Below are 17,439 nucleotides of genomic sequence, written 5' to 3' on the forward strand. Positions count from 1 at the left end.
CAGTCAGTTGATGTTATTTCTTTCTTCTCGCAAACATTATGGATTCACCCTGGTTGAGCTATTGGTGACGCTGGCTTTGCTGGCGTTACTGGTGACTTCGGCCAGTCCGGTGCTGCAGCTCAATAGCAAGCGCGAAAAAGAACGTGAACTCAAGCGCGCCTTGTGGCAAATCCGCGATGCACTGGATGCCTACAAGGATGCGGTAGATCAGGGCCTGATCAAGAAAGTGGCCGATGGCAGTGGATATCCGGCCAATCTGGCCATCCTGGTGACCGGGGTAGAGAATGCGCAGGATCCCAAAAAGAAAAAACTGTTTTTTTTAAGGCGCATCCCGCGTGACCCGTTTGCGGCGGATACCGAACAAAGCAACGCGGGCACCTGGCGTATCCGTGCCTATGACGGTGGGCTCGATGAGATGGCGCAGGACGTGTATGACGTGTCTTCACGTTCGCCTGCCATGGGCATTAACCAGCAACCTTACAGTGAGTGGTAAAAGCATGAAGCGCGGATTTACCTTGATTGAAATGCTGGTGGTGCTGGCGATACTTGCGATGTTACTGACCATCGTTTCGCCCAAGTTTATGCATATGTTGCAGCGTTCTAAAGAAACCACCTTGCGCCATGACCTGTTGACCATGCGCGATGCGATTGATAAGTTTTACAGCGACAAAAACCGCTACCCAGATACGCTGGATGAACTGGTTGAGCGCCAATACCTGAAAGCGATCCCGCCTGACCCGATCACCGAACGTATGGATACCTGGGTGATTACCTTGCCGCCCAATATTGACGAGCAGGGCAGTGTTTTTGATGTGCATAGCGGTTCTGCGCTGGTGGCCGCAGATGGTACGCCCTATGCGTTCTGGTAGGTTATCCGCCACTGGCTTTGTGCTGATTGGCATGTTTATGCTGATTATGCTCAGTGGCTTGGTCATGGTGCAAGCCAGCATGCGCTGGCAAACCCAGGTGTTGCGCGAGAGAGAACAAGAGCTGCTCAAGGTGGGCTTAGCCTATCGCGATGCCATCGGCCGCTATTACAACCAGACGCCAGGTGTGGTGAAAACGTTTCCGCCAACGCTGGAAGTACTGCAAGAAGATACCCGTTTCCCGACTGCGCGCCGTCATCTGCGCAAAGCCTATCTTGACCCCATCACGCAACGCGAAGGCTGGGGTCTCGTCATGGCCCCCAGTGGCGGCATCATGGGGATTTACAGCTTGTCTGATAAAGCGCCATTTAAAACCAAAGGCTATCGTGGTGAATTACAACATTTGAATGACAAGCGTTATTACGGTGAATGGTACTTCGTTTATTTGCCGCAAACCGTGGCGGTGAATACTGGTGGTGTGTAAAGCACGGTGTACATCGTTGCCCTGACTATCCTTAATGTAAAGTTGTGTTAATGACATCAGGCTTTTGCCTCGCCCAGCGATTAAACATATGAAGGGATGTAAATGTGAGAAATTCCCGATATTGGCGGGGGTTTTTCCTGGTTTGCGTTTTTAATATTGTGAGCGCAACAAGCATCCAGATTATTTTCTCGTATGTATTTTGATAATGGAGCTCGCTGTGGATTTGGTGCCTGATATTGTTGATCTCGTGTTGTACTTACTGGGCGTGCTGTCTGTGCTGGTGTGGTCCATCATCATCATTAAAAGCTGGGCCTGGTACAAGTCCCGTAGTGCATCGAACAATTTTCTATCCGAGTGGCAACAAGTAAAAACTATTTACGAATTGCCCAAGATTATTGCTAACAGTAATAGCAGCTTTGCGCGTTTGTGTGATGCGGGCATGCGTGCGATGAACGAGGTGATGGCGAACTCAGTGTTGCGCAGAAACGAGCGTCAGGAGGTTATTTTACTCTCGCTCAAACAACAGGCCTACCTGGAACAAAAGCGCATGGATGGCGGTGTGGCGGTGCTGGCCAGCATAGGCTCTACCGCGCCGTTTATCGGCTTGTTTGGCACGGTGTGGGGCATTATGAATGCGTTGCGTACCATCACGGCGACCGGTTCTGCCGGGCTGGATGTAGTGGCAGGGCCGATAGGCGAGGCGTTGATTGCGACGGCAATTGGTATTGCGACTGCGGTGCCTGCGGTGTTGGCGTACAACTACTTTATGCGCAAGCAAAAAGTGCATAGAGCCGATATGGAACAAGTCGCTAGCCGCTTTCAATCTTTGCTGACGCAGTCAGGCGCGGAGGGGTAATAACATGGCGATTTTAGGGGACAGTGAAAACGAAGAACTGGTGAGTGAAATCAATGTGACGCCGCTGGTGGATGTGATGCTGGTATTGCTCACGGTATTTATTGTCACCGCACCTTTGCTCATGAATGCGGTGAAGGTCAAGTTACCGCAGGCCAGTGCCGAGGTAGCCATCACGGTGCCCAAAACAGCACATATCAGTGTCACCGATGCAGGAGATGTGTTTCTCGACCAACAGCGACTGGCGCTGGAGGTGTTGACGACAGAGTTGGGTGTGCTCAAAAAAAGCCATGATCCGGCGGTGGAGATTTATGCTGATGAACATGCGCAATATGGCGTGGTGGCCAAAGTGTTGGCGGCCATTCAGCGTGCGGGCATCAGCAAGTTTAGTTTTGTGATGTCGCCCGAGGCCGGGAAATAGGCATGAGCAGCCTGATTTATCCAGAGCAGCCGAATTATTCGCAGTTATGGCGCGCAGTGATTGTATCGCTGGGCTTGCATGTGCTGGTGGTGGCGGTGTATCCCAGCTTAAGCCGGATTCAGTTGCCTGAGATGCCGGAAAAATTGGAAATTGAGTTTTTCTCAATCAAAGCTTTGCCACCGCGTGTGCAGCAAGTGACGGAAACGGCCACGCCGGTTGAACCGCCCAAAGCGACGCCAACGCCAGTGGGGAAACCGCAAACGCCGGTAGAAACGCCTAAACAGATATTGGCTGCCCCGAGCAATCATGAGGCCGATTATCGTGTGCCAGAGCAAGCGGCGCCGACGAAAGTGGAACCTGCAGCTGTGAGCCCAGCGCCTGCGGCCCCCAGTGTGAGTGCAGAAAGCGCCCAGCATGCGGCGAATGACTCTGCTGCAAAAGATGCAAAACCCAGCGCGTCTGCGCCGAGCACGCAGGCTAACACCGAGTCCGACGAGTTGAGCGCTAGTGACTCTGATGCCTGGGGCGATTATGGCGAACAATTACGCGCGCTGGTCAGTAAAAGCAAACAATATCCCGCCATCGCTATTCGCCGCCATCTAGAAGGTGAGGCCACGGTGGTCGCCCAGTTTGTGCGTGGCGAGTTGGTCAATGTGTCACTGGCGGATAGCAGCAAGCATGTGCCATTGGATGAAGAGGCTATGCGCATGGTGAAAAAAGCGATTGCACAGCTGGGCGTGAAAGATAGCCTGAAAAAAAAGACGTTCAGAATCACCATTCCGGTGGCATTTAAACTGGAGTAATCGTCATTGATTTCTTGTAGTCAGGTGTGATCAGAAAGTAAATCCCTCACTTTCCCAAAATGGTTGCACCTGTTCTCCTAACCCCTGCAGTTTGCCAACTTTCCTCCGGCAAGCGCAGGGGATTTTTTTGTGTATATCAACTGGTTGTTTTCAACCAGGCTGGTGGCTGAAAACTGCCAATTTTTACGGTGAACTGGCTGCAAGACAAGTAAATGCGGGCTCAGTGGTGTGGCATACAATTTGCAAATGACAAGGCATGGATAAAGCGATGGTTTGGTGTGGCATTAATCTGCAGTGGGCGTATACCGACCTGCTCGGCTACATCCGCTTTAAAGTCGCTTGCCCGCACATGGCCAAAGATATCCTGCATGATGCACTGATCCGTTATACCGTCTCTGGTAGCGTCAATAAAGGCACAGAGCCGCATGCCTATATGCGCAGCATCGCCAAAAACCTGATTGTGGATAGTTATCACCACGCGCAGCGTTTCGTCTCCCTTGAGGCTGAAGTTGGGCTTAATCGTGAATGGCTGGATGCGCCAACCTTATCTGTCGAACAGCTCAGTGACATCAAACAGCGGCTGCAAATGATTCAGCAGATATTAGAGCAGTTACCGCCGCGTTGCCGTCAGGTATTCTGGATGTATCGCGTGGAAGGGCATACGCAAACCGAGATTGCTGCCGCGCTCGGCATTAGCAAAAACATGGTCGAGCGCCATGTCATGCGCGCGATTGTGGATTTGAGCAGTGCGCGTGAACTGATGATGCAAGCATGATACATCGCAAGCACGAGGAGATGATCAGGCAAACCGCTGCACGCTGGTATATGCGTATGCGTGAAGCTGCGCCGGATGCGCCTGAGCGCACCATGTTTGAAGTGTGGTTGCTGTCAGATCGCAGGCACAGTGCCGCCTATCAAATGATCGAGTCCACCATGGACGACTTTAGTTCTACCGAGCGATTGCAAGCGCTTTCTAATGCACTCTTGCAGACACAGTATTTCGAACAAAATACCCGCCGTAAAAAAGTTACCAAACTGGGCTCTGGCCTGGCCGTGATGTTGCTTTGCCTGGGGCTGGGCTTTTTAGGACGCAGCCAATACCAGCAATGGCAGGCATCACCTTTATCCAGCGAGGTGCAGACCACGGCTGTGGCGCAAATGGTCAAACGTACATTGGACGATGGCTCGGTGGTGACTGCCAATGCCAACAGTGCGATGGAAATCGTGTTTTACCGTCATCAGCGCCTGGTCAAACTGACGCGTGGCGAAGCGATTTTTGAAGTCACCAAAGATCCGAAACGTCCATTTGTGGTTGAAACGCAGCAAGCCAAAGTCACGGTGCTTGGCACCCGATTTGCCGTTAACCAGCTTAGCAACAAAGTCCGCATCAGTGTCGACCACGGCCGCGTACAAGTCGCGCGCGCGGATGGCCGCGAACCTGCATTGATTCTACACAATGGCGAAGTGGCCGAGATTGAGCAAATGGCCTCGCCGCATAAGGTCAATCGCAATGCTGACGACAGTTTCAGTTTTATCAGTGGCCGCATCGTGTTTGACCGTGCTGATATGTTCGAAGTCGCCGATACCTTGTCGCGCTACCGTAACCCTACCGTCAAAGCCGTCTTTTTCGGTAACCAAACGCCTAAGGTGAATGCTGTCCTTAAAGTCGCTGAGGTTGAAAGCTTTATCCAAACCCTGCCACAATCGGTGCCGGTAATGCTCAAACGCACAGATGATGCATTAGTGATCGAGCCAAACAGGTAATTCTTTACATTTCTTTTTAGCTGCCGCATATCAGGCATTTCTCCCCTTCGTCGGTTACCCCTTTAACAAGACCTGTAACCGACGGATGCACCATGCACACCATAACGATTAAAACAGCCGCCCTGGCCGCATTGATTGGCCTGAGTACGCCTACCGCACTTTATGCAGAGCTCAACACTGCCCTACCCGGGGAGCAAGAAGAGAGTTTTGCCATCCCCTTGAATATGGATATGCCAGCCCAGCCACTCGCGGCTGCGCTGCGCCAGTTTGCTATCCAAAGCAATCTTTCACTCACAGTCGATAGTGCCCTTATTGTCGATAAGAAATCCCCTGCCGTCAAAGGCCGCATGACACGCAAAGAGGCGATTAAACGATTGCTGGAAGGGTCAGGTTTAGAAGGTAAAATAATTCAGCAACATTTGACGATAGAAAAACGACTTATGCCAGTAAGGTCAGACAGCTTGGAACTGGATGCTGTGCAAGTGAGGGCGCAGCGTATGTATGAGGTCGGCCCCATGCGAGGTTTAGCGCTAACGAAAGAGGAGATCCCTGGCAACGTCCAGTCACTGACAGCAAAAGAGATTAGGGATGCGCATGCCGTAAGTATTGCTGATTTATTGAATACTAAATTGCAGTCGGTCAATGTCAATGATTACCAGGGTAATCCATTCCAGATGGATGTCACTTATCGAGGTTTTACCGCCTCCCCGCAATTAGGTACTGCGCAAGGGCTTTCAGTTTTTCTGGATGGTGTCCGAGTCAATGAGCCTTTTGGCGATGTTGTTAATTGGGACATGCTTCCGCTCAATGCATTAGGTAGTCTGGATATTTTTCCTGGGTCTAATCCACTATTTGGGTTGGGTACTTTAGGTGGTGCGCTCAGTATGAAGACTAAAAGTGGTTTTGACTCGAAAGAAGGGTCACTTGAGTATTTGGGAGGCTCTTTTAAGCGCAATCAATTTCAAGGGTCTGTGGGCGGCAATAATGGCGTAGTCGCAGGATTTGTGGCTGCCAATATCTTTAAAGAGGATGGTTGGCGTGATAACTCTCCAAGTAAAGTAAATCAGGTGTTTAGCAAGTTGGAGTGGCGTGGTGAGTCATTGCAACTGGGGCTGAATATACTCTATGCCAGTAATAAGCTTACCGGTAACGGTTTATTGCCATCAGAAATGGTTGAGCAAGATCGCTCTAGCATTTTTACTAGTCCTGATGAAACCAGTAACCGGCTCCAGCAGTTTCAATTAAATGCCCTATGGGATGTGTCAGACACTTTTAACATTACCGCTCAGGTCTATCACCGAAAAAGTCGTCGTTTTTCCAGTACTGGTGATGTGAACCAAGACTTCGGCGGCAGTGCGACGCGTAGGCCAGCCGCCGGTGAAAAGCCTGGCTACTTTGCACAGGATTTAAATAATGATGGTCTGGCAGATCTGGATCTGTCTCAAACATATATCAATAACATAGCAACGGTCGATGCCTTCGATGGGTTTGGAAACCTCGTCCAGTTACCAGCCGATGCGGATGGTGATCCACAATACCTTTTTGGGCCTCTCACTCAAATAGGTACTGATCAGGATGGTAATCCTATCTTTGACTCCCCTGTCACTGATAACCCAGCCTATGACGCCAGTCGTCCTGCGATAGGGTCCAATCCAAATACCGCATTTGTATTTACCAATCCTAATGTTTCGCAATCAACCATTGCCGTCACAAACCCGGATGGATCTACGACTACAACGCCAAACTGGGCATTCAATTCTCTACCGTTATCCGCTCAGCCAGACTTTAACAGCGACTATTATCAGGCGGCGTTGGCTATTGCAAATGCTATTCCAGGGTCACTTGCACAACAGGCGTTGGAGTTAAAGTTGCGTAATCAGGGCTTAGCGTTTAGCTACTCTGACTGGAATGCCACATTTAAGGACAGTAATGGTTTTATTGGTACTGGATCATTTATTGTGCTTGATAAAAATCGTGATGCAAAAGGAGACTTTATTTTAGCTGCGTTTTCAGGCGTGAGTCGAGGGCTTGGTTCTCCTATGGGGCTGCTCGTAAGAGACCCCGTGACGGGAATTCCGTACATGCGAGATGGCGCGGATTGTGAAGCGCAAATTATACAAATCTTCCCTGATTGTAAAAAAGGGTATATAGAGGGCACGCCGGTCGCCCTGGTAACGGAGACTGAAATTAATCAACTCACCGATGGTGGGTCACTCCAATTAAACTGGAATACCGAGAAGCACAAATTGATGGTTGGTATGTCTATGGACTCTGCGAATGCTGATTACAGCAGTGGTCAATTACTTGGTGTATTTGGAGACAGGCGTAATGTTATTTTGGACCCGAGCAAAGTGGGCTATGAATTCGCTGCTTCAACACAAAAGCTGGGCCTAAATGATTTTGCAGGTACCAGTACGACGAAAAGTCTCTATTTTAGCGAAACCTGGACGCCGAGAAAACAATGGGCTTTTACTGCCTCTGGCCGCTACAATCAAACGAAAGTTAAAAACGAGCTGGCAATTAGTAATATTCTCGGCTTGGCCGGGGCATCACAATTCAAGAACTTTTATGATCCATTAGTGGTATGTAGGGATTTAAATGGTAATGGGGCGATTGAGTATGAAACAGAAGAGTGTGGAACTGGTTATCGCCCATTTTCATTTGAATTAGCCCAGCAGGCAGGTGCCATTGGGCCAGGGGAGACCGAGAAATTTAGCTATTATTCTTTTAATCCCTCGCTCGGGGCGACTTGGCAGGCAGATGAGAATTTGAATATTTATGCCAACTGGAGCAAGGGGGCCAGAACGCCAACTGTTATTGAGTTGGGTTGTGCATATGATGACACTCCTGTGCGAGTCGGCGTCGATTCGCAAGGTAATCCGGCTTTTGGCCCACGGTCTTTGGTCGAGAACAGATTCTGCAGTTTGCCGACTACGTTGTCAGGAGATCCTTATTTAAAACAAGTCAGGTCAGAAACCATAGAAGTCGGCGCACGTGGTTTTCTCACGAGTGATATCCAGTGGAATGCGAGTATTTATCAGACTGATTTAACAGACGATATTTATTTTGTGTCATTCAGGCCTGAGCGCAGTTTTTTTCAAAATATTGGAGATACTCGCAGAAGGGGGCTTGAAATGGGCTTGCAAGGAAAATGGGGTAAAACCGGTTTTAAACTAAACTACGCTTTAACCGATGCAACATTTCAGGATCGCTTTCAAATGGCGAGCCCTAATAACAGCAGCGCGGGCAATGTGATTCAAAGTTATAACGGTGCTGGTACCTTCGTCAGCAATGGCTATCAGAATATTGCAGTGACTCCGGGTAATCGTATTCCGGGTATTCCATTGCATAACCTGAATGCAACGGTCACCTATGATCTAACCCCGCAATGGACTGTGGGGTTAACTGCGGTTTTGCACTCAGAAAGCTATGTACGAGGCAATGAGAACAATAAGCATCGTGCTGGTATGCCTAGTGAGGTATATGGGTGTTCAGCTGCCCAAGGCGGAGTGCCTACTGTGATTGATGGGATTTCTTACGGCAACAGTAGTTGTGGAGCGGGTCTGGCGACAAGGCCGAATTATCGTTTCGCGGGGATGGTGCCAGGTTATGCTGTCTTTAATTTCAGTTCGAGTTATAAACTCACAAACCAACTAACCGCTACCTTATTGATTAATAATCTTTTTGACCGTGAATATTACACAGCAGGACGTTTGGGAGTTAATCCATTCTCCCCCAGTATTAATGGTGCCATTGGCCCAGGTGGGTTTAATTACAATAGTAACGATTGGTTGGCGTCTACCTTTCTTGCCCCGGGTGCCCCGCGTGCGGCATGGCTTAATGTGCGCTATGATTTTTAATATCAGATGTAGCAGTGGTTTGCTTATAGCTCGTTTTGAATGACGTCACTCAGCCAATCCATGAAAATCCGCACGCGCTTAGACAAATTGCGACGATGCGGGAACAGCATGGAAACGGCCATGCTGGGTGCGGTCCAGGCTGGTAGGATTTCGACTAACAGGCCACTATTAAGCATTTCCATGGCGCCTAACTTAGGCGCTTGCATGATGCCGAGTCCGGCCACGCAGGCGGCGCGGTAGGCGTCGGTATTGTTGACGCAGATACGGCTGGGCATTTTGATACGATGTAATTCGCCATCTAGCTGATATTCAAACGCATCAAACCGTTTGTTGCTGCTGGTTTGGTAGTGAATCAAATAATACTGCTGTAAATCGTCTATGCTTTTGGGCGTGCCATATTGGGCGAGGTAGCCAGGGCTGACGAAATTGCTTTGCTGCATTTCGCCTATTTTGCGCATCATCATGCCGGACTCTTCGACCTCACCGGTTCTCACTACGCAGTCGTAACCTTCGCTGACTAAATCCACTTTGCGGTCTTCGCTGCTGACTTCTATGTTGAGGTTGGGGTAGCGCCGCAAGAATGCAGGCAGGGCCGGAATAAGCAGGTGCCGCGCCATCGGTTGTGACAGGTTGACCCTGACGACACCTGAGATTTGGCTATCATCGCTGATGAACAAAGTTTCTAATTCTTCGATCTCACTCAAGACATCTTTGCTTTTTTCATAAAACAAGTGGCCGTCCGGCGTCAGTTGCACTTTGCGTGTGGTGCGGTGGAACAGCTGCGTTTGCAGTTTACTTTCCAGTTGCTGCACCGCCAGTGAGATGCTGGCTTTGGGCAGTCCCAGACTATCTGCCGCTTTGGTAAAGCTGCCGAGTTCGGCAACGCGCATAAAACGCTTCAGGCTTTCGGTGCTATCCAGCATGGCAATTTGCTTTCAATTGTTCATTAATTATGAACAGTATAATCACTTAATGCTTATTTATCGTATTTATGATTATCAATAAACTGCGTCTATCTTTCATCAACACAGGAGTACGCATATGACAAACAAGATTGCATTAATTACAGGTGGCAGCCGTGGTTTGGGTAAGAACACAGCGCTGGCAATGGCAAAGCAGGGCATAGACGTGGTATTGACCTACCAAAGCAAGCAGGCCGCTGCACAAGCGGTGGTGGATGAAATCGCAGCGTTAGGGCGCAAGGCGGTGGCTTTACAGCTGGATGTGGCACAGGTGAAAACATTTTCTGCATTTTCTGCGCAATTGAAGCAGGCCCTGCAAACACAGTGGCAAGCTACGCAGTTTGATTACCTGGTGAATAATGCAGGGACGGGCATCCATGCGCCATTTGCTGAAACCACGGAGCAGATGTTTGACGATATGGTGAATATCCATCTGAAATCCACCTTCTTTTTAACGCAAACCTTACTGCCCGTATTACGTGATGGTGGCCGTATTGTGAATATTTCCAGCGGCCTGGCGCGGTTCAGTTTGCCTGGCTACAGCGCTTATGCGGCGATGAAGGGGGGCATTGAGGTATTGACGCGTTATATGGCCAAAGAGCTGGGTGCACGCCAGATTGCGGTCAATACGGTAGCGCCAGGTGCGATTGAAACGGATTTCGGCCAGGGTCTGGTGCGCGATAACAAAGAGGTCAACGCCTATATTGCTTCGCAAACTGCGTTGGGCCGCGTAGGGGTGGCAGATGATATCGGCCCGATGATTGCGAGCCTGTTGTCGGAGAACAATCGCTGGGTGAATGCACAGCGTATTGAGGCTTCTGGCGGCATGTTAATTTAATCGGCCAGGGTGATAGCAACAGGCCGCTTTCTACTGCTGCCTGTCGATTTGCCTAGCGAGGGCGGTTTGGCGGCGGAGGCGGTGGGTAATAACCGGATGCAGCAGGCGAGGATGCGGTACTAGAGGCATTGCCACCTTGCGAGTAGGTTCGCGCCATGCTGGCCGGTACCGGAATACGGTGTCCGGCCGCATACATGCATTGGAAGTAAGCGTTGTCGTATTTATCCTGCGCATTCATGCCGCTGACTGCCGCCGTATTAGTGCCGATGGCGCCGCCGGATAAGGCACCCATACCTGCGCCGATGGCTGCCCCTTCACCACCACCTGCCGCAGCACCAAGGGCTGCGCCTACGACGGTGCCGACTGCGGTAGTAGTGGCCAGGCTGGCGTTATATTGCTGGTTCACCGTTTTGCCGCCAATTTGCGTTAAGGCAAAGTCACGGCAGGATAGGTCATCTGCCTTGAAAACATTAAAGTCTTTGCCCGTGCCCGGCAAAGCCATATTGCTTGGGCCGGTGGGGTTGGTAGCGCAGGCTGACAAGCTCAGTGCCGAGACCATGATTAGCAGATGTGTTGTTTTCATATGCTTAGGCCTATTTGGTTGGTGGCGAAGGCGTCACTTGTTTCCAGCCTGCCGGACACTCTTTGACGTAAGGATAATAGCTGTCAGATTGCTCGCAGTAATACCAGTAAGCCTGGCCGTTGTTGCCGGCAGTGGCCGCAGGCGGCGCGCTTTGTGCCGGGGCAGGCGCACTGGTGGCACCGCTACCTTGTTCGATATAGACCTGTGGTTGCGGTTGGGTCACAATGACTGGTGGTGGGCTATAAGCATATGGGTACGGATAGGCGTAAGGCGAATATGCATATGGAAAATAAGGATAAGGGGCACCGAAATAAAAGCCGACGCCACCACCGCCATGCCAACCTCCACCGTGCCAGCCGCCGCGGCCTGGTGGGTGTGCCTGAGCAGCGCTGCTGGCGAGCATCAGTGCGGCCATCAGGCCAGTGAGTGCCATTGCTTTTAAGTGCATAGGTATTTTTAAATGCGTCAGTTTTTGTTTGGACATATCGCCTCCTGTGACAGGCATGTTTACTTATATTTCTATGACCAAAGCATACGTAAATTTATCCGCGCAGGGCGTGGCGGTTTTGTATCGGAGTGTATCTTTAACCACCACATTCACCGTCAGCTGAGGATTGTGTTAGGCAGCAGGTGAGCAACTGCGGTATGCTAGTGATGACCCTTTGCAAAGCTACTAATCTCATGCAACAGCAATCCATCCAACAGATCAATCTTGCTTATGATCAGCAACAAGACCGCTTGCTGATGAAAGCGGCTGTCAGCCAGGCACAGGAAATCCGCGTATGGCTGACTTATCGTATCGCGCGGCAAATGTTTAAAGTGCTTAACCGTGAAGCGCATTTGCCCGTATCCGCATTGGCGCTGGGAAATGCTTCAACTTTGCCTGCGGCACAATCGCCGACTGAAGCCACGCGCCAGTTTGAAGAAGAGGCTGATGCTGTACACCAGCTGGAAGACCTGGATTTTTCCACGGCTTACCAGCAACGCCCATCGGCCGTGAGTGAGCAGGAGTTATTGGTCGTTGACACACGCTTCGTGTCGATTAACGACCAGTTGAACCATATGCAGTTGGTATGCGCCAACGGCATGAACGTCAATATGAGTTTAAACCACCAACTGGTACTGGCCATCAGCCGTATGTTGATGGTCGCCAGCCAGGACGCAGGCTGGACATTGCCCGCACATCAGGATAAGGAACCAGAAGCGGTTTCCAGTATCGTAATGCAGGTACCCACAGAAAAACAGGTATTACATTAATGGATCACACAACACTCGGGGACAGCGGTATTCGCGTCTCCAAAATCGCGCTGGGCACCATGACCTTTGGCGACCAGAACACCCAGCAAGACGCCGACAACCAGCTGGATTTTGCCCTCTCACAAGGTATTAATTTTATCGACACGGCTGAGATGTATCCGGTGCCGCCACGGGCAGAAACCGTGACGCAGACGGAGACCATCCTCGGCCACTGGATTAAAAAGCAGGCGCGCGACCGCTTTGTGCTGGCCAGCAAAGTGGCGGGTCCCAGGCGTGGCATGCAGTGGATACGCGGCGGCCCGAGCGGCATGGATAGGGCGAATATCCGCCAGGCGGTGCATGACAGCCTGACACGTTTGCAAACTGACTACCTCGATGTATTGTATCTGCACTGGCCAGAACGCAATGTGCCCATGTTTGGCCAATACCAGTTTGACCCCCGTGCCGAACGCGATGCCAGCGGCCAACCTCTCAACTGGGTGCCGATTCAAACCCAGCTCGAAGTGTTGGACGAGTTGATCAGGGAAGGCAAGGTACGTGCGATCGGCTTGAGTAATGAGCAACCGTGGGGTGTGATGGAGTTTTTGCGACTTGCCCGCGAACAAGGCTTGCCGCGGATTGCCGTGTTGCAAAACTGCTATAACCTGATGAACCGTGGCATGGAGTTTGGCATGGCCGAGGTGCTGTACCGCGAACGTGTTAGCCTGGCTGCCTATTCTCCGCTGGCATTTGGCCATTTGACCGGAAAATATGTCGACGATCCCGCCACCCCTGGTCGTGCCACCTTGTTTTTGGGTTATGCACAGCGTTATAAAAAACCGGGCGTGCCGGCGGCGTCCAAGGCCTATGCCGAGCTGGCGCGTGCACATGGCCTCACACCAACGCAATTGGCACTGAGTTTTGTCTATCACCGCTGGTTTGTCGGTAGCACCATCATCGGTGCCACCAGCATGAACCAGTTGCAGGAAAACGTCGCGGCTTATCAAGTAAAGCTTAGTGATGAGGTATTAAACGCAATCGAGCAACAGCATCTGATCATGATGAATCCGGCGCCTTAACGCAGGCGCCCGCTGAAGGGAATCCGTATGTTCATGCTTCACACCCTGCGCACTCTTTTTCTGCGCAGCTTCATTCTTTTTGCCGTCGTATTGAGTGGTCAGGCACAGGCCGCGGACATGCAGGAGATGCAAAATGCCTTGCGCACCTGCCAAACCGAGTTTGCCGCGGATGCCAGCCGTCGCCTGATTTGTTTTGATAAAGTCGCCGAGCAATATACGCCGACACGTGTGGTACCCCCAATATTGGCCCCTAGCCAACAGGAGCTAGTGAAAAGTGTGGGGGCCGAGACGGGTTACCTCGCACGCAAATGGCATTTAAACAGCCAGGATGAACTGCACTTTACCGATCTGGAAACCCATCAGCTCAATTACCTGGTGACCGCGTACTCGAATAATCCCAATGATGTCCCGACCTCGCCATCACGTCCTAATACGCAAGACCGTGGCCTGGGGCACAATGACCTGCATTTCCAGATTAGCCTGAAAACGCAGTTAATGAACCTGTCAGACTGGTTGCCTAAAAACCAGTGGGTGCAAAGTGCGCGTTTGTGGGGGGCTTATACCCAGCAGTCATTCTGGCAGGTGTATAACGAAGAGCAGTCGCGCCCCATGCGGGATCACAATTATTCACCTGAGTTGATTTTATCGCTAGGCTTGAACAAACCAGCAGAAGAAAACAGTTGGCTCAATGCCATGCCCAATATGCTCAATGTGGGCCTGATGCATGAGTCCAATGGCCGCTCGCAACCGCTATCACGCAGTTGGAACCGCGTCTATTTGCAGGGCGGCTGGCAGCTCAATGAGCGCTATAGTTTGCTGGTTCGCCCGTGGTGGCGTATTCCTGAAAGCAAATCGGATAACGATAACCCGGATATCAGCAAATATATGGGTTATGGCGATGCGATTTTGCGCTGGGATAACGAGGCCAATACCACGGCTGCCAGTGTCACCTTGCGTAACAATATGCGCAGCGATAACAAAGGCTATGTGAAGTTTGATGTGCAGTACAAGCCGCTCAAAAGTGAGAGCGTGCGTTTTTACGCCATGCTGGCCAGTGGTTACGGTGTCTCGCTACTGGATTATAATCAGGCGCAAACCATGTTTGGCATCGGCTTTGCCATTGGTGAATAATTAATTGAGTAATTCATTAGCGCTATCAATATGCGTCCGTTAACCGCCACTTTCCAACGCTTCCTGGCTTCTGAGCAGGCCAGCAGCATCCTGCTATTGCTGGTCACAGTGCTGGCGCTGGTCATTGCCAACAGCGTGCTGGCTGAGCACTACCATCATTTCTGGCATCACCAATGGTTGGGTTTAAGCCTTGAAGAGTGGGTCAATGATGGCCTGATGGCAATCTTCTTTTTGCTGATCGGGCTGGAGCTCAAACGCGAGTTGTATGTGGGTGAGCTATCCAGCGTCAACAATGCCTTGCTGCCAACCATTGCGGCGATGGGTGGCATGATTGTGCCAGCCTTCATTTTCTGGCAATTCAACCACGGCACTGCCTACCAGGCAGGTGTCGGCATCCCGATGGCGACGGATATCGCCTTTGCACTAGGTGTGTTGTCAATATTGGGCAAGCGCGTGCCTGCACCGCTCAAGGTGTTTCTGGTTGCGTTTGCCGTGATTGATGATTTGGGCGCCGCTATCATGATCGCCGTGTTTTACACCGCCTCTATTTCATGGCCGCACCTGCTGGCCGCATTGGCTGTGCTGGCTTTGCTGTTTGCGCTCAACCGCTGGCGAGTGCTCGGCATGATTCCCTATGTACTGGGCGGGGCATTCATGTGGTGGCTGACACTCAAGTCTGGTGTGCATGCCACGCTGGCAGGCATCGCATTGGCATTTGCCATTCCCTTCAATCGCAATCCGGATGATGAGCATTCGCCATCGCATCAATTGGAGCATGCTTTACACCTGCCGGTGGCTTTCTTGATCCTGCCTGTTTTTGCCTTTGCCAACACCGGTGTGCAGGTGGCGGCAAATAGCATGAGTGCCGTATTTTCACATAGCAACAGTCTGGGGATTATTCTCGGTTTGCTGATTGGCAAACCGGTCGGGATTACGCTGGCCGTGGTAGCGGCTATTGTGACGGGTGTTTGCAAACTACATCCGCCTTTGCGTTTATCGCATGTGATTGGCGCAGGCATGCTGGGCGGTATCGGCTTTACCATGTCGATTTTTATTACCAACCTGGCCTTTAGCGAGATGGCGGATGCGATCAATCTCTCCAAAATGGCCATACTTACAGGCTCGCTGCTTTCCGGGGTGGCAGGCTGGTTATGGCTAAGCGTGGTGTTAAGGCAGGGGGCAGTGAATGAAGCCTCCACTAAGTAAAATCATGAGGTGCTTTTAGGGATGCTGCGCAAGCATTTCATGGCTGGTCTGCGTATAGTTGTGTCTAACGAGATGTAACAACTTAACCAAGGAGACTATCATGTGGACTAAACCAGCTGCTACTGAAATGCGTTTTGGCTTTGAAGTGACAATGTACGTGATGAACAAGTAATTCAAGCGTTAACTTGCATATCAATAAACCCGACACTAGGTCGGGTTTATTGTTTCTGGCTGTTGCATTCAATGTTATGCATTGAGGTTAAAAGTTTAGACACTAATCGACTTTTCAACGCTGTCACCCGTCGCCACCATTGTGTAACGCTTCAAGTCCTTGTTTGGATGCTCCACCGCAAAACGCGTTTTGCCTATTCTATAACCATCCTCTATGTTTTGCGCCAGCACATCGGCTTCCCAGATCAGATCGCTTTGCTGGGGAACGCCTTGCCATACGCTTAGGTAAAATATTGCCATTCCATGCCTTTTTGACTGTCGTTTACACACGAGCACTACCCTCTCGCACCAGGGTTCATCATAAGCAGTTCGCTTCAAAATGGTGTAGGCGCCAGCTGAGTTTACTGTCAGATAATCTAGAGCAGTCTTTATTGGCGCAGGCCATCTTCTGATTCCTACAGCAAACTCAGTCAGCGTGCGCTAGCCAGTGCCATTGCAACACGGCAGACTGAAGTTTCATTGTTTGCCGCGTGAGCGGGATAGGAAGCGCCATGATTGATGCTAAAGAAATTAAAGCCGATATGCCTGTCACTACCGCACAGGCGGAACACTTTGCTGTAGTCGACCATCTCGAAAGTGACGATGTCATCAAACTCAAAAAGGATGAAGCTGGCGTTCACCACTACATCCCTGTGAGTTGGGTGGTGTCTACTGAAGGTGGTATTGTGAAAATCAACCGTACACTAGCGCAGATCACCAATGACTGGGAAGCAGATTAGTTTTCGGGCATGGTGCGGCTGAGGTTTCAGATAGGGGCATCCCTATTGAGTCGCATCCGTTGTCGTGTAATTTTGCAGCACCACCTGGATAAACTGGTTTGTTCTGTTTCTGGCCTCTACATGTTGACGCCATAGTTCTTCAACGATTTTTAACTCCTCTGCCGTTGGCAGGCAACCATTCCCCCGCAAAAAAGAATGCATCTTGTCGTCAATAATCGCCTGCCGGACTTTTGCTTTTTTAAGGGATTCTGCCCATTCATTGGTTAACTGATCCCATTTGTCAGAACGATGGTTCACTTGGATCTCCTCTGATTATTCAGGCACGTGATATGCGTGATCAAAACGCGTAAACGAAGCCCCGTCAGTCAGACGAGGCTTCGGGATGGCTAATAAAGCCGTTGAG

The 17,439-nt window shown here is 50.8% G+C and carries 21 protein-coding genes; 16 read left to right on the plus strand and 5 right to left on the minus strand.

Annotated features, from left to right (window positions below; translation table 11 throughout):
* Positions 1-10 precede the first annotated feature (10 nt).
* From OH31_RS02875 to OH31_RS02915, 9 genes are all read left to right on the plus strand, one after another.
* Positions 11-493 (plus strand): prepilin-type N-terminal cleavage/methylation domain-containing protein, encoded by a 483-nt coding sequence (locus tag OH31_RS02875; RefSeq protein ID WP_024929547.1) that lies wholly within the window; start codon positions 11-13, stop codon positions 491-493.
* Positions 483-869 carry a type II secretion system protein gene (locus OH31_RS02880; protein ID WP_024929548.1) on the plus strand — a complete coding sequence of 129 codons (387 nt, stop codon included), beginning with the start codon at positions 483-485 and terminating at the stop codon, positions 867-869. Before OH31_RS02875 ends, OH31_RS02880 begins: the two co-directional genes overlap by 11 nt.
* Complete coding sequence (locus tag OH31_RS02885; protein WP_024929549.1) at positions 856-1,350, plus strand: type II secretion system protein; 495 nt, start codon at positions 856-858, stop codon at positions 1,348-1,350. Before OH31_RS02880 ends, OH31_RS02885 begins: the two co-directional genes overlap by 14 nt.
* Positions 1,351-1,567: 217 nt before the next feature.
* Positions 1,568-2,206 (plus strand): MotA/TolQ/ExbB proton channel family protein, encoded by a 639-nt coding sequence (locus OH31_RS02890; RefSeq protein ID WP_024929550.1) that lies wholly within the window; start codon positions 1,568-1,570, stop codon positions 2,204-2,206.
* 4 nt (positions 2,207-2,210) lie between these two features.
* Positions 2,211-2,624, plus strand: a complete 414-nt coding sequence (locus tag OH31_RS02895; protein WP_024929551.1) for a biopolymer transporter ExbD — start codon at positions 2,211-2,213, stop codon at positions 2,622-2,624.
* Between the two features lie 2 nt (positions 2,625-2,626).
* Complete coding sequence (locus OH31_RS02900) at positions 2,627-3,427, plus strand: energy transducer TonB (RefSeq protein WP_024929552.1); 801 nt, start codon at positions 2,627-2,629, stop codon at positions 3,425-3,427.
* Between the two features lie 256 nt (positions 3,428-3,683).
* Positions 3,684-4,202, plus strand: coding sequence for an RNA polymerase sigma factor (locus OH31_RS02905; RefSeq protein ID WP_019881532.1), 519 nt, complete (start codon positions 3,684-3,686; stop codon positions 4,200-4,202).
* Positions 4,199-5,191, plus strand: a complete 993-nt coding sequence (locus OH31_RS02910; protein ID WP_024929553.1) for a FecR domain-containing protein — start codon at positions 4,199-4,201, stop codon at positions 5,189-5,191. Before OH31_RS02905 ends, OH31_RS02910 begins: the two co-directional genes overlap by 4 nt.
* Before the next feature lie 92 nt (positions 5,192-5,283).
* On the plus strand, positions 5,284-9,051 hold the full coding sequence (locus OH31_RS02915) for a TonB-dependent receptor domain-containing protein (protein WP_024929554.1): 3,768 nt from the start codon (positions 5,284-5,286) through the stop codon (positions 9,049-9,051).
* Positions 9,052-9,074: 23 nt separating this feature from the next.
* Here OH31_RS02915 and OH31_RS02920 read toward each other — a convergent pair whose 3' ends face one another.
* Positions 9,075-9,974, minus strand: coding sequence for a LysR family transcriptional regulator (locus tag OH31_RS02920; RefSeq protein ID WP_036298594.1), 900 nt, complete (start codon positions 9,972-9,974; stop codon positions 9,075-9,077).
* Positions 9,975-10,092: 118 nt separating this feature from the next.
* Here OH31_RS02920 and OH31_RS02925 point away from each other — a divergent pair, with 118 nt between their 5' ends.
* On the plus strand, positions 10,093-10,851 hold the full coding sequence (locus OH31_RS02925; protein ID WP_024929556.1) for an SDR family NAD(P)-dependent oxidoreductase: 759 nt from the start codon (positions 10,093-10,095) through the stop codon (positions 10,849-10,851).
* A 52-nt stretch (positions 10,852-10,903) separates the two neighbouring features.
* Here OH31_RS02925 and OH31_RS02930 read toward each other — a convergent pair whose 3' ends face one another.
* Complete coding sequence (locus OH31_RS02930; protein ID WP_242402183.1) at positions 10,904-11,434, minus strand: YMGG-like glycine zipper-containing protein; 531 nt, start codon at positions 11,432-11,434, stop codon at positions 10,904-10,906.
* A gap of 10 nt (positions 11,435-11,444) precedes the next feature.
* Complete coding sequence (locus OH31_RS02935; RefSeq protein ID WP_036298597.1) at positions 11,445-11,918, minus strand: hypothetical protein; 474 nt, start codon at positions 11,916-11,918, stop codon at positions 11,445-11,447.
* Positions 11,919-12,115: 197 nt separating this feature from the next.
* Here OH31_RS02935 and OH31_RS02940 point away from each other — a divergent pair, with 197 nt between their 5' ends.
* From OH31_RS02940 to pqqA, 5 genes are all read left to right on the plus strand, one after another.
* Complete coding sequence (locus OH31_RS02940; RefSeq protein WP_024929559.1) at positions 12,116-12,691, plus strand: hypothetical protein; 576 nt, start codon at positions 12,116-12,118, stop codon at positions 12,689-12,691.
* Positions 12,691-13,749 (plus strand): aldo/keto reductase, encoded by a 1,059-nt coding sequence (locus OH31_RS02945; protein WP_024929560.1) that lies wholly within the window; start codon positions 12,691-12,693, stop codon positions 13,747-13,749. The genes OH31_RS02940 and OH31_RS02945 overlap by 1 nt, the downstream gene beginning before the upstream one ends.
* Before the next feature lie 33 nt (positions 13,750-13,782).
* The gene (locus tag OH31_RS02950; RefSeq protein WP_242402184.1) at positions 13,783-14,880 is read left to right on the plus strand and encodes a phospholipase A; all 1,098 of its coding nucleotides are present in this window, start codon (positions 13,783-13,785) and stop codon (positions 14,878-14,880) included.
* Between the two features lie 30 nt (positions 14,881-14,910).
* Positions 14,911-16,086, plus strand: a complete 1,176-nt coding sequence (gene nhaA, locus OH31_RS02955) for a Na+/H+ antiporter NhaA (RefSeq protein WP_024929562.1) — start codon at positions 14,911-14,913, stop codon at positions 16,084-16,086.
* Positions 16,087-16,186: 100 nt separating this feature from the next.
* Positions 16,187-16,258, plus strand: a complete 72-nt coding sequence (pqqA, locus tag OH31_RS14670) for a pyrroloquinoline quinone precursor peptide PqqA (RefSeq protein WP_081624291.1) — start codon at positions 16,187-16,189, stop codon at positions 16,256-16,258.
* A gap of 95 nt (positions 16,259-16,353) precedes the next feature.
* On the opposite strand, the gene OH31_RS02960 is transcribed toward pqqA, so the two are convergent.
* Positions 16,354-16,557, minus strand: coding sequence for a hypothetical protein (locus tag OH31_RS02960; protein WP_024929563.1), 204 nt, complete (start codon positions 16,555-16,557; stop codon positions 16,354-16,356).
* Positions 16,558-16,808: 251 nt separating this feature from the next.
* On the opposite strand from OH31_RS02960, the gene OH31_RS02965 reads away from it, so the two are divergent.
* The gene (locus OH31_RS02965; protein ID WP_019881543.1) at positions 16,809-17,036 is read left to right on the plus strand and encodes a DUF2171 domain-containing protein; all 228 of its coding nucleotides are present in this window, start codon (positions 16,809-16,811) and stop codon (positions 17,034-17,036) included.
* A gap of 42 nt (positions 17,037-17,078) precedes the next feature.
* Here OH31_RS02965 and OH31_RS02970 read toward each other — a convergent pair whose 3' ends face one another.
* Entirely contained in the window at positions 17,079-17,333 is a 255-nt protein-coding gene (locus OH31_RS02970) for a hypothetical protein (protein ID WP_019881544.1), read from the minus strand.
* Positions 17,334-17,439 lie beyond the last annotated feature (106 nt).

The sequence above is a fragment of the Methylophilus sp. OH31 genome, assembly GCF_000576615.1.
Lineage (GTDB): Bacteria > Pseudomonadota > Gammaproteobacteria > Burkholderiales > Methylophilaceae > Methylophilus.